General features: G+C 34.4%; 12 protein-coding genes. 10 read left to right on the top strand and 2 right to left on the bottom strand.

Annotated elements, in window-relative coordinates; all coding sequences use genetic code 11:
• Positions 1-165: 165 nt before the first annotated feature.
• On the bottom strand, positions 166-1,530 hold the full coding sequence (gene ffh / locus CF67_RS00890) for a signal recognition particle protein (RefSeq protein ID WP_034413180.1): 1,365 nt from the start codon (positions 1,528-1,530) through the stop codon (positions 166-168).
• A 176-nt stretch (positions 1,531-1,706) separates the two neighbouring features.
• Here ffh and CF67_RS00885 point away from each other — a divergent pair, with 176 nt between their 5' ends.
• The 9 genes from CF67_RS00885 (at position 1,707) to gpsA (ending at position 10,924) form a co-directional block, all read left to right on the top strand.
• Complete coding sequence (locus CF67_RS00885) at positions 1,707-2,501, top strand: cytochrome C assembly family protein (protein WP_034413405.1); 795 nt, start codon at positions 1,707-1,709, stop codon at positions 2,499-2,501.
• A gap of 103 nt (positions 2,502-2,604) precedes the next feature.
• Entirely contained in the window at positions 2,605-3,894 is a 1,290-nt protein-coding gene (locus CF67_RS00880; protein WP_034413177.1) for an HlyC/CorC family transporter, read from the top strand.
• A 271-nt stretch (positions 3,895-4,165) separates the two neighbouring features.
• Complete coding sequence (gene dksA, locus CF67_RS00875) at positions 4,166-4,612, top strand: RNA polymerase-binding protein DksA (protein ID WP_034413174.1); 447 nt, start codon at positions 4,166-4,168, stop codon at positions 4,610-4,612.
• Between the two features lie 876 nt (positions 4,613-5,488).
• Entirely contained in the window at positions 5,489-7,054 is a 1,566-nt protein-coding gene (gshA, locus tag CF67_RS00870) for a glutamate--cysteine ligase (RefSeq protein ID WP_034413171.1), read from the top strand.
• Positions 7,055-7,138: 84 nt separating this feature from the next.
• Positions 7,139-7,651: an S-ribosylhomocysteine lyase gene (gene luxS, locus CF67_RS00865; RefSeq protein WP_034413168.1), complete on the top strand. Its 513-nt coding sequence runs from the start codon at positions 7,139-7,141 to the stop codon at positions 7,649-7,651.
• 120 nt (positions 7,652-7,771) lie between these two features.
• Positions 7,772-8,743: an elongation factor P--(R)-beta-lysine ligase gene (epmA, locus tag CF67_RS00860; RefSeq protein ID WP_034413166.1), complete on the top strand. Its 972-nt coding sequence runs from the start codon at positions 7,772-7,774 to the stop codon at positions 8,741-8,743.
• Between the two features lie 85 nt (positions 8,744-8,828).
• Positions 8,829-9,263: a rhodanese-like domain-containing protein gene (locus tag CF67_RS00855; protein WP_034413163.1), complete on the top strand. Its 435-nt coding sequence runs from the start codon at positions 8,829-8,831 to the stop codon at positions 9,261-9,263.
• Between the two features lie 56 nt (positions 9,264-9,319).
• On the top strand, positions 9,320-9,778 hold the full coding sequence (gene secB / locus CF67_RS00850) for a protein-export chaperone SecB (protein WP_034413160.1): 459 nt from the start codon (positions 9,320-9,322) through the stop codon (positions 9,776-9,778).
• A 99-nt stretch (positions 9,779-9,877) separates the two neighbouring features.
• Positions 9,878-10,924: an NAD(P)H-dependent glycerol-3-phosphate dehydrogenase gene (gpsA, locus tag CF67_RS00845; protein WP_034413158.1), complete on the top strand. Its 1,047-nt coding sequence runs from the start codon at positions 9,878-9,880 to the stop codon at positions 10,922-10,924.
• Between the two features lie 176 nt (positions 10,925-11,100).
• Here the strand turns inward: gpsA and CF67_RS00840 are convergent, their stop codons facing one another.
• Positions 11,101-11,637 (bottom strand): PadR family transcriptional regulator, encoded by a 537-nt coding sequence (locus CF67_RS00840; RefSeq protein ID WP_034413156.1) that lies wholly within the window; start codon positions 11,635-11,637, stop codon positions 11,101-11,103.
• An 844-nt stretch (positions 11,638-12,481) separates the two neighbouring features.
• Between CF67_RS00840 and crp the strand changes: the two genes are divergently transcribed.
• The gene (gene crp, locus CF67_RS00835; protein ID WP_034413154.1) at positions 12,482-13,114 is read left to right on the top strand and encodes a cAMP-activated global transcriptional regulator CRP; all 633 of its coding nucleotides are present in this window, start codon (positions 12,482-12,484) and stop codon (positions 13,112-13,114) included.
• Positions 13,115-13,245: the final 131 nt, after the last annotated feature.

Raw genomic sequence — 13,245 nt, 5'->3', positions numbered from 1 at the left:
ACTCTAAAAGAATTTACTCAAATAATTTACCAAGTTTTTTATGAAAACAAGACTCTGATGGATTTTACTATCATTCCGAGTTATTGCAAGAATTTTAGTTATAACAAACGTTTGCTGAGATAGACTTATTAGCTAATTTTTTTGTGGCTCATATACATATAATAGCTACGATCTAAATGGGTTAAAACTGCCACGTGTCATTTCTTGCATATTCCGAATTATTCCTGTCATTCCAACTTTTTTCATTTTTTGCATCATTTTTCGCATCTGTGTAAACTGTTTTAGAAGGTGATTTACGTCCTGTATTTGAGTACCGGAACCTGCTGCAATACGTTTTTTACGCGAACGTTTGATAATTTCTGGATACTGACGCTCCTTCATAGTCATAGAGTTAATTATCACTTCCATTTGCTTAAATACTTTGTCATCAACGTTTTTGAGGTTGCTGGAAAAGTTATTCATAGTTGGTAACTTGTTCATTATACTTGTTAAACCGCCGATATTTTGCATTTTTTCTAGCTGTTCTCTGAAGTCTTCTAAATCGAATTCCTTCTTTTTGTTGTTTTCTATATCTGCTTTTTGTTTTTTTTCATTGTTGACGTTGTTTTGCAAATCTTCAATAAGAGATAATATATCTCCCATCCCTAAAATACGGGATGCAATTCGATTCGGATGAAAAGCCTCTAAAGCATCGCTTTTCTCACCTGTACCTAAAAATTTGATCGGTTTTCCTGTAATATGGCGTACAGAAAGAGCTGCACCACCTCTGGCATCAGCATCAATTTTAGTTAGTATAATTCCTGTTAATGGTAGTGCATCACCAAACATTTTGGCTACGTTAGCTGCGTCTTGGCCGGTCATTGCATCGACAACAAACAAAGTTTCAACAGGAGAGACAGCATTATGGATGCTTTGTATTTCGGTAATCATTTTATGATCAATAGCTAATCGGCCTGCCGTATCGACTAAAAGTATATCATAAAACTTCTTTTTTGCGTGAATGATAGCAGCATTAGCGATATCAACTGGTTTTTGATTCGTTGATGATGGAAAAAAATCAATCCCAATCTCATAAGCTATAGTTTCTAATTGATTGATTGCTGCAGGACGATAGATATCAGTGGAAACTACTAATACTTTTTTTCTATTTTTTTGCGTTAATAATTTTGAAAGTTTTCCAACACTAGTTGTTTTACCTGCACCTTGTAGCCCTACCATTAAAATAACAGCTGGTGGTTGTGTTGCTAGCTCTAAAGTTACATTGGACTTACCCATGGTCATTTCTAGCTCAGCTTGTACGATTCTAATAAATTCTTGACCAGGGGTAAGAGATTTAGATACTTCAATACCTATTGCGTTTTTTTTTACTTGCTTGATAAAATCGCGAATAACAGGAAGTGCAACGTCTGCTTCAAGAAACGCTACGCGTATTTCACGTAATGTGTTCTTAATGTTATCCTCAGTTAGACGACCTTTTCCACTGATGTGTTTCAGTGTTTTTGCTAATCGATTACTTAAATTTTCAAACATTTTTATACTCTTTGCAGGTGATGTATTAAAATTAGTATACAATAATTATTATTCAGGATCATGTTTGTATCTTGTGGTTGTTCCGAATTAGATTGAATCAAGATCTATATATGACCTCAAAACTTGATACTGAATGTAATTCTTTAGGCATTAAAGTGCTAAATTTTGTGAGTTCAATGAACAATTTAATCGCCATTATCACAGCTGGGTTTTACACATTCGCCATAGTGACAATCGTTCTTGGATTGCTAAACCAGACTAGTATTAGTTCAAAAACTGTTTTACTGAGCGTCTCATTGGCACTAGCAGGCCATGGCCTACTGCTGAGTCATCTTATTTTTTCTGGTCATGGGCAAAATTTAAGCATTTTAAACGTTGCTTCTTTGATCAGTTTTATTATCTCTATTGTTATGAGTTTCGGGACACTAAAAACAAGATTATGGTTTTTGCTGCCTCTTGTTTATGGTTTTTCTGTCGTTAATCTTTCTATGGCTGTATTTCTCCCAAGTACTTTTATTACTCACTTACAAAATGATATAAAGTTGTTGATGCACACTTTTCTTGCATTATCTTCGTACTCTACATTAACGGTTGGTGCTTTATATGCTCTTCAGTTAACCTGGCTCGACTGCAAGCTTAAATCCAAAAAAGCTTTAGCCATTAATCCTAATACACCACCTTTAATGGTGGTTGAAAGACAGCTATTTAAGATCGTGTTTATTGGAACAGTGTTTTTAACTGGAACATTGCTTACGGGTTCTATATTTATTCAGGATACGCTTGTACGCAGTACTATACATAAAAGTGTATTATCATCTATTGCTTGGGTTATCTATTCTACTTTGCTTTTGGGCCATTATTATAAAGGTTGGAGAGGTAAAAAAATCACTTGGTTTTCCATTGTTGGAGCAATGGTACTGACGTTTGCTTATTTTGGCAGCCGTTTTGTAAGAGAAGTCATTCTTCAGTGAGTTATTTTGAAAGATCATATTTAAAATGAAACACTTAGATATATGTGGTTTATTAATCTTACCAATTTTAAATTAATATAACTAGTTAAGGAAAAAATAGATTTTGGACGATATTTCCACAGGTTTGTTGTTTGTTATACTTGTAAGTTTAATTGTAATTTCTGGTTATTTTTCTGGTTCTGAGACAGGAATAATGTCTCTTAATCGTTATCGTTTGAAGCATCTTGCTAACACCGGTCATAAAGGTGCAAAACGCGTTAAAAAATTGCTTAATCACCCAGATCGTTTAATTGGTCTGATTCTTATTGGTAACAATTTAGTTAATATTCTTTCCTCCGCTATTGCTACTATACTTGGCATGAGGCTTTACGGCGATTTTGGAGTTGCAATTGCGACAGGTACGTTGACACTTGTTATCTTAGTTTTTGCTGAAGTGACTCCTAAAACTATTGCTTCTCTGTATCCTGAACCTATTTCTTATGCTAGTAGTGTTCTACTTGGCGTGTTAATGAAGTTGTTTTCTCCGATGGTGTTTTTAGTAAATTTCGTTACCAACGGTTTTATCAATTTACTTGGTATTAAAATTGAAAATAATGCTAGAGATCATTTGAGTTCTGAGGAATTAAGAAGTGTGGTTAATGAAGCTGGAAGTCTCATTCCCCGTCGTCATCAAGATATGTTAGTTTCTATACTAGATTTAGAACATGTTACCGTAAATGATATCATGGTACCGCGTAACGAAGTTGCAGGTATTGATATTAATAATGATTGGAAATCAATCATGCGTCAGTTAACACATTCTCCTCATGGACGAGTAGTGCTTTACCGCGATCAGATTGATGAGGTAGTAGGAATGTTGCATTTGCGTGAAGCTTATCGTCTGATGTTGGAGAAAAATGAATTTAATAAGAAAACATTGCTCCGGGCTGCCGATGAGGTATATTTTATTCCAGAAAGTACTCCCTTAAATGTTCAATTACTTCAATTTCAGCGTAATAAAGAACGTATTGGTCTTGTTGTAGATGAGTATGGCGATATTAACGGTTTGGTTACTTTAGAAGATATTCTTGAAGAAATTGTTGGCGAATTTACTACCTCTATTGCTCCTAGTTTTTCTGATGAGATAACTCCGCAGAGTGATGGTAGTTTTTTGATAAAAGGTAGCTCTAATATTCGGGATATTAATAAAGGCTTGAAATGGCAACTTCCTACTGATGGACCCAGAACATTAAACGGATTGATTTTAGAGCATCTAGAAGATATTCCGGAAAATCACTTAAGTGTTCAGGTTTCAGATCACCCAATGGAGATTCTTGAACTTAAAGAGAATAGAATTAAGCTTGTTAGAGTATTTCCGAGATTGCAGAAAAGTTCAATAATGCTGAAAAAATAGTATACATTTGTATTTTTGAGTTAAGGATAGAAAAGTGTTTAAAGTCGATTAAATGATTTTACTACTACTTGGAAATATTTTAAGATACCTAACATTAGTAGAGCATTTTTAGGGTATTCTTTGCTGGTTTGAATGGAATCTGATCTAGTGTACCTAACAATGGTGTTACTTTATTAATAATTCAAATTCTGCTTTGCTAGTTTACTTTATATCTGTTTTAAACTTTTGTCTGCTTAAATGATTCATTAGGCATTTATGGGAGATATGCTGCATGCCAGAGTTGAAAAAAAAATCGCTGGGTATCCTAGCTGCTGCTGGTGTTGAACCTTATCAACAAAAGTTGGGTGAGGAGTATATGTCACCCAAACAAATGGCTCATTTTACAAAAATTCTGGGGGCTTGGCGTAATCAGCTCAGAGAGGAAGTGAATCGTACTGTTCATTACATGCAGGATGAAGCAGCAAACTTTCCTGATCCAATTGATCGTGCTTCACAAGAAGAGGAGTTTAGTCTTGAGTTGAGAAATCGTGATCGCGAGCGTCGTTTGATTAAAAAAATTGAAAAAACACTTAGTAAGATTGAAGAAGATAATTTTGGTTTTTGTGATTCCTGTGGTATTGAGATTGGAATTCGTCGTTTAGAGGCTCGTCCAACAGCTGAGCTTTGTATCGATTGTAAAACACTTGCAGAAATTAAGGAAAAACAGATGCAAGGCTGATTTATATCTGATACCCTAGTCGCTGATTGTTTTTAGAGTTTCGATATATCCATAGTAAAAATTAAATTAATGTAAAAAAGATTGATTAGTTTATTTGACTAAAGCCTCTGAATTGTATTTTAGTATTATGCTAAGGATTTAGTCTCTAAATATAAATCAGTGTTTCTACTCTTCCACAGAGTACACATACCAAAAATTAGTATTGATTCATAAGGGACATTGATTAGAAATTAGTCTGTATTTAAGATAGAATTTAAACTTGATTGGAATCGTAATTACCATATTAAGATGGGAGTGTTTTTTTGTTTTCCTGACCACTTCTTTATGTATCTCGTTTTTAGGAGAGGTTGTCTAGTGCGTCATTTTTAAAAAATAAATCCAACCAAATTTCTTAAATTGTCAGTCTTTATTTCACCGTTAGATAGTATCTAAATACATATTAGCAAATGTGTAAACAGATGTTGTTTTTATGTTGTTACTCAATATTATTTGTCAGACTCATATTATTGATGTAGATATATTGATGAAGGATTATCCTGGTGTTACCTTTCATTATTCATCTTAAGAACAGTTCGAGTTCCAGATAAAAGTTGACATAAGGATAGTTCTAAAAAACTTCTTGATACGTGTTATTTTGTCCGATTGTTTTTTTTCTTCTAAAGTTAGGTACTTTCAATAAACTGTTTCTTTGATTTTAAAATTTAGTAATCGAAATGGTTAACTTATTAATTTTTATAGGATATTGAAATTTCCCTTTTGTCTCGGTTGAGGTAAAATTACTCTGGCTTCTTTAATGTTTTAAGATTTGAAGGGCTGGTTTATGAGATTTTTAGAAAGTGTTTTAGTTTGAATACCTAGTATTAGGTGAACCTTATTTTGATTAATTTTTCTGCTCGATTGAACTTAATATCTCGAAACCTTGAAGTATTCACACAATACAGTCGTGGTGTAGAACGCGAGACATTACGCTACAAAGATGGAAAACTGGCAGTTACACCACATCCTCAAGGTTTAGGTTCTGCTCATTCGAATGAATGGATTACAACAGATTTTTCCGAATCTCTCCTAGAATTTATTACTCCTGTTTCAAATGATATATCAATGTTGTTATCTCAGCTGGAAGATGTCCACCATTTCACGCAAACTAAATTGGGTGAAGAAAAATTATGGCCGTTATCTATGCCTTGTGATGTGAATAGTGAAGATGATATAAATTTAGCACAATATGGTTCTTCTAATGCTGCGAAAATGAAGACTCTATATCGTAAAGGTTTGAAATGTCGTTATGGCGGTTTCATGCAAATTATTTCAGGCGTACACTTTAATTTTTCATTTCCAGAAAGTTTTTGGGATGTTTTATTTGGTGAACAGGATTATAAATCCCGCCAAGACAGTAAATCTCAAGCATACTTTTCTTTGATTCGAAATTACTACCGTTTCGGTTGGTTGATCCCCTATTTTTTTGGTGCATCTCCAGCTCTATGTTCATCATTTATTCAAGGAAGGGATACTAAATTTCCATTTAAAAATATAGGTCAAAGTCTATATTTGCCGCAAGCAACATCGTTGCGTTTGAGTGATCTTGGTTATATTAATAGTGTACAAAGTGCTTTTAAAATTGGTTTTAACAGCTTAGAACAGTATCTAGATGATCTAGATAAGGTTATTAAGACACCTTCTAAGGATTTTGCTAAAATTGGAGTCAAAATAGGCAATGATTACCGACAACTGAATAGTAATGTATTGCAAATTGAAAATGAATTATATGCAGCAATTCGTCCTAAGTGTGCACCTAAGAATGGAGAAAAACCTTCAGAAGCATTAAGAAATAATGGAGTTGAGTACATTGAAGTTCGTTCGCTAGATGTTAATCCATATAGTCCAATTGGTATTACTGAAGAGCAAATTCTTTTTTTGGATCTATTTTTAACCTGGGCTATTTTAATTCATTCTGCTCCAATGGATGATTACGATCTAAAGAATTGGCGCAATAACTGGAATAAAGTTGTTATTGAAGGCCGTAAAGTAGGTTTGAAATTACAGATTGGTTGTCATCATGAGCGATTAACTCTTCAAGAGTGGGCTAAATACGTATTTGGAGGGTTATTGCTAATTGCTGAACATATGGATGACGCTTATGGAGGGAGCAAATATCGGGATGTTTGTGGCAAGCTAAGTACTTGGATTGATGAGCCAGAATTAACTATTTCGGGTCAATTGTTAAAGCTCACTAAAAAATATGGAGGAGTAGGCGAAGTGGGTTGTTGGTTGGGTGACAAGTACACTGCTAAGTATTTGGCTCACGAATATAAAACATATTCCGAGCAACAAATGGAAAGTGAGGTAGCTCGCTCTTGGTATATACAAGCAAAGCGAGAACAAACCGATACTCAAAGTTTCGATGAATATTTAAATAGTTATTTTGCTTATTTAGTTAAATAACTATTTAAATCATACTCGGATATACCAAGAAGAATTTATGCTGATATATCTAAAATTAAGATAACATTATGAAGAAGAAATAAAATGCTACTATTAGATAGTTTTAAAGTAGATCACACACGAATGCGCGCTCCAGCAGTGCGCGTTGCGAAAATCATAACAACACCTAAGGGAGATATCATTATGGTGTTTGATTTACGTTTTACCAAACCCAACAAGGAGATTTTATCTGAAAAGGGGATTCACACTCTAGAGCATTTATATGTTGGTTTTATGTATAAATACCTAAATGATGAAAATGTGAAGATCATCGATATTTCTCCGATGGGTTGTCGCACAGGATTTTATATGAGTCTAATTGGTAGGCCGACAGATAATCAAGTTATTTCAGCCTGGTTGTTAGCAATGAAGGATGTATTGGAAGTGGAGAGTCAAAATAAGATTCCTGAATTAAATAAATATCAATGTGGTGCAGCTGAAATGCATTCTTTAGATGAAGCAAAAGATATCGCTAAAACTGTTATTGATAAAGGTATTTCGGTGAATAAAAATAGTGAATTAGAGTTACCTAATTCGATTTTGTCGCATAAAATTTGATTTTTTTAAAAAAAAATTATTCCGATGATATTACCGTAATTTTATTCTAGATTTTGATTTCGGTTCATGTAGTTAATGGTTATGAAAAAATAGAATTTTTTATTAGATGAGGTTTTTGAAATGCAAGCAATCTGGAAACCAGAAGCAACAATCAAGCGACTTAAACATCGTGCTAGTCTCGTTAATCAGATTCGTCAGTTTTTTCTTGAACGCAATGTTTGGGAAGTAGATACACCTAGCATCAGCCATTCTACAATAACTGATGTGCATGTGGAAGTTTTTCAAACGCATTTTATTACTTCTAGTCGTCCTGATACTAACCCTCTTTATTTAGTAACTAGTCCAGAATTTCACATGAAACGTTTATTGGCAGCTGGGAGCGGTTGTATCTACCAGATTTGTAAGTCCTTTCGTAATGGAGAGAGTGGACGTTGTCACAATCCAGAATTTACAATGCTTGAGTGGTATAGAGTAGATTTTGATCACTATGATCTTATGAATGAAATGGATGAACTACTTCAATTGATACTAAAGTGTAATGCAGCGCAGCGGATAAGTTATCAACAAGTTTTTATCGATATACTAGATGTATGTCCATTGGAAGATTCTATACAAAAGCTAAAAAAGGTAGGAAAGAAACTAGGATTTGGTGATATAGCTAATTCGGAACAAGATAGAGATTCATTACTACAGTTTTTATTTCGTTTTGGTATTGAAAAAAAAATAGGTAAGCAAGTTCCAGTATTTATTTATGATTTTCCTGCTTCACAAGCTGAACTTGCTAGGATAAATCTAAAAGACGGGCGGATAGCAGAACGTTTTGAGGTATATTTTAAAGGTGTTGAGCTTGCTAATGGTTTTCATGAGCTTAGTAATCCAACTCAACAATTAGCGCGTTTTGAGCGTAAAAACGCTTTGCGAACTAAGTTGGGCTTAGTAACTAGAGCTGTTGATTATAACCTAATTGCATCACTTCAAGCAGGTTTACCGGATTGCGCAGGGGTAGCATTAGGGATCGATCGCTTAATCATGCTTTCATTGAATTGTAATCATATTAATCAAGTGATAGCATTCCCGTTTCTTAAAGCGTAGTTGTATATTCTGTCACGAAGTTATCTGTTTACTTTGTTTGGGCAGCTTTTTAAAACCTACTATGAGCCTGTGAGAGTGGCAGCATATGCAAGAGTATATCGATTTTTTTCAACAAAATATGATCCTATCCTTGGTTTGGATCGCTCTTTTCTCTGCTTTGTTTATAAATATTGTTAAATCTTTAACTGCAACATATAAGTTGATTACAGTTTCAGAAATTATTCGATTGATAAATCGCGAGAACGGAGTAGTACTAGATGTTCGTTCAAAAGATGAATTTAAAAAAGGCCACATTATTGATGCAATTAATCTTTCACCATCCGAGATTAAATCTGGCAATTTTGGTAGTATTGAGCACCAAAAGTCTATCCCAATAATCGTAGTGTGTAAAACCGGTCAAATTGCTCAAGAAAGTGCAAGCGTGTTAGCAAAATTAGGTTTTAAGAGAGTGCATTTACTGAAAAATGGCCTGCTTTCTTGGAATGAAGCGAATATTCCTTTGGTTCGTGATAAGGGATAGTTTTTTAGCATAAAATACTACATTTGATATTGGCGATATTTTTAAGGATTTTGGATATGGTTGAGTCATTGCGACAAAAAGAAGTGTATAACTTTGCAATTCAACGTATTTTTTTAAAAGATGTGTCTTTTGAAGCACCTCACTCGTCGTCCATATTTCAAAAAAAATGGAATCCAGATATAAAGCTGGATATTGATACTCGAAGTTGCAAATTAGATGAAGGTATTTACGAAGTATTGCTACGTTTAATAGTGACTGTTAAAAATGCCCAAGAGATGGCTTTCCTATGTGAAATTCAGCAAGGTGGTGTTTTCAACATAAGTAAGATAGACACTAGTAAACTAGCTCATTGTCTAGGTGCTTTTTGTCCTAGTATTCTATTTCCATATGCTCGCGAAACAGTGTCAAATTTAGTTATTAAAGGTACGTTTCCTCAGCTTAACCTTGCTCCAGTTAATTTTGATGCATTGTTCATGAAGTACTTACAACAGAAGGTAGATCAAAGAAAAAATTAAACAGAGTCTTGAGTGAAGGAACTTAATAGTTTTTGTTTAGTAATTAAGTATACAAAATAGCTGTTATTAGCCATGATGTATTTGCATTTAGAAAGGGTAATGATAGATTTTAGTATGGATAATATATATGGGAAAAAGGTCGCTATAGCAGTGATTGGTGCAGGTTCTTATGGTACATCATTGGCTATTTCACTTTCTCGTAGTGGTACAAATATTGTTGTTCTGTGGGGACATAAAGCAGAGCACGTAGAAAAGTTGGATTCAGATCGTGCTAATCATGAGTTTTTACCTGGTATTTGTTTCCCTAAAACGCTCATTCTTGAACCGGATCTAGAGAAGGTAGTTAAGTTAAGTCGTGATTTATTGATTGTTGTGCCAAGTCGTGTATTTAGCGTTGTACTAAACAGTTTAAAACCTTATTTACGTACAGATACTCGAATTTGTTGGGCTACTAAGGGACTTGAGCCGGGAACGGGTCGTTTATTAGAAGAAGTGGCTAATGATATTATTGGCGATCAGTATGCACTAGCTGTCTTATCTGGTCCAACGTTTGCCAGGGAACTTGCGATGGGTATGCCAACTGCGATTTCAGTTGCTTCACCTAATGCCCAATTTGTACGAGAATTACAAGAAAAAATTCACTGTAACAAAACATTCCGCGTTTACGTAAATCGAGATTTTACTGGTATTCAAGTTGGTGGCGCAGTAAAGAACGTGATTGCAATTGGCGCTGGTATGTCAGATGGAGTTGGTTTTGGAGCAAATGCTCGTACTGCCCTGATTACTCGCGGTTTAGCAGAAATGACGCGTCTTGGGTGCGCGTTAGGTGCAAAAACCGAGACTTTTATGGGTATGGCTGGACTTGGAGATTTAATATTAACTTGCACTGATGATCAGTCTCGCAATCGTCGTTTTGGCTTGGCTGTAGGGCAGGGTAAAAGTGTGGATATAGCTCAAAAAGGAATAGGTCAGGTAATTGAAGGTTATCGTAATACAAAAGAGGTATGCATGCTTGCTGAACGTATGAATGTGGAGATGCCAATTGTTGAGCAGATATATCAAGTATTGTATCAAGGGAAGAATATACATTTAGCTGCTCAGGACTTATTAGGCCGTGATAAAAAATCAGAAGATAAGTTAAAGTAAATTTTTACTTCTTACAAGCTTACTGATTCAAAAACGATTAAAATGTTGGAATGGTTGTAAGCTACCGCTTCTGTGTAATCTGCAATTGTAGAAGTAAGAGTGCAGAGCCTTTTTTAAATTCTCTCAAGCGAAGGTGGAATCCCATCATATGTGGTGTCACTTTTTTATAGCTTTAACTAAATTTTGGAAAGTGAATCCAATTCTGATAGTGTTTCTTCAGCCCAGACAATCCATGCTCGACGAAGTAATAGATTACGACGTAAAGTCAAACGTTCTAGGCGTTGCTGTTTATTTAGTACAGCACTATACTTTGCTTCAATTTTTTGATAGGAAAGTACAAGTTTTCGAGATTCTTCAATTAATTCAGAAAATTGTGTTTGAAATGCTATAGAAGATTGAACCCCGCAGGCTACTAATTTTGCAGTAACTTCATCACGTATGGTTGGATGTGCAGTTGGTTGTTCGAACCATTTTTCTAGTGTGTCACGACCATCGTTAGTAATTGAGTAAACTTTACGATCAGGTTTACCCTCTTGAGGTTCATTTTTGTAAGTGACGAGCTTGCTTGAAGCCATCTTATTCAGTTCTCGATAAACTTGTTGATGGCTCGCTTTCCAAAAGTAACCAACGCTAGAGGAGAATTCTTTAGTAATATCGTATCCGGTAGCATCGCGTGTACTCAAAATTGTTAGGATTACGTGTGGTAGTGACATCTTTATATAAATCCAAATACTCAATAGGTTAAGTTGTAGGTATCAGAGTGTTTTACTAAATTTAGGAGTGCTATATTTAGCATATGTTAAAATTAACCGATTGATTAACATAAACAAAATAATTTTACTTATTTATTAAAACAGTATAAAACCAGCTTTGTCTTGTTGGTTCCATCAATTTATTAAGCAATGTGTTCTGCATTGACAGAACAAAATATTGAATCTGAAAACATATTGGTATTGAAATGTTTTCGCAGACAGGCCATAGTATACCCAACATAGCAAGTGCAGAGTAGGTATAGACAGACAAAAAATGATAAAAAACTCAATAAAAATATCTTATTAGTTTTAAATACTGTTTATTGTGTTGTTCCATGTATTTTTGATTGTATTTTAGTACCATGCTTTTGCAAATTTTCTAGAAATAGTTGTAACTTTAAAGAAAGTATATTTGATCTGTTTTAAAGTATAATGAGATTTTTCCTTATTTTTAAAATGATTTTAGTAAACATGTTGATTTCGGGGTTCAAGTCTGTTTGTTAACCTCGATCTTTCAAGAATAGACGAAAGTATTCAAATATGCTGAAAGGAGCGTGGCGTGATTTTCACTACTGGTTTTATAGTTAATTATTGAAGTGAATGATTAGGTTTTTTGCTTTTCCAATGACGTGATTGTTTTTACGATTTCATATACCATTAGGATTTTATCACCTGATTAATTATAGAGAAGTTGTATCCCGACAAGGATGCTATTATTGACTGAAATACAAGTTAGCCTACATATTAGCTTTTGCTAAGATATGGAAAGTAATGTGTGTGCCCCGTATAAAGGAAGTGAGATATTATGGTTCTAGGTAAACCTCAAACCGATCCGACGCTAGAATGGTTTCTTTCACATTGTCATATTCATAAGTATCCTTCAAAAAGCATGTTAATTCACGCTGGTGAAAAAGCTGAAACGTTATACTATATCGTTAAAGGTTCTGTTTCGGTCCTTATTAAAGATGAGGAGGGCAAAGAAATGATTCTTTCTTATCTCAATCAAGGCGATTTTATCGGTGAACTTGGTTTGTTTGAAGAAGATCAAGAACGTACAGCATGGGTTCGTACAAAGTCCCCTTGTGAAATTGCTGAAATTTCATTTAAGAAATTTCGTCAACTTATTCAAGTTAATCCGGATATTCTAATGCGTTTATCATCGCAGACTGCGAAACGTTTACAGGTTACCAGCCAAAAGGTTGGTGATTTAGCATTTTTAGATGTTACCGGTCGCATTGCACAAACCTTACTAAATTTAGCAAAACAACCTGACGCTATGACGCATCCTGATGGTATGCAGATAAAGATTACTCGTCAAGAAATCGGACAAATTGTTGGTTGTTCTCGAGAAACAGTAGGTCGTATTTTAAAGATGCTAGAAGAACAAAATTTAATTTCTGCTCATGGTAAGACCATTGTTGTTTACGGTACACGTTAATTTTGAATAGCTAATGAATTGAATGTTTTATTCTCTGTCTTTAAGTTATAAAACGTTCAGAATTTAAGATTAGGTAAAGTGGGTTTTGCTTATTAGCGACTTGTATTTTGGTTATTTGCATTGATTTAATG

Source organism: Candidatus Photodesmus blepharonis, assembly GCF_000731795.2.
GTDB lineage: Bacteria > Pseudomonadota > Gammaproteobacteria > Enterobacterales > Vibrionaceae > Vibrio > Vibrio blepharonis.
This window is presented reverse-complemented; position numbering and strand designations above follow the sequence as displayed.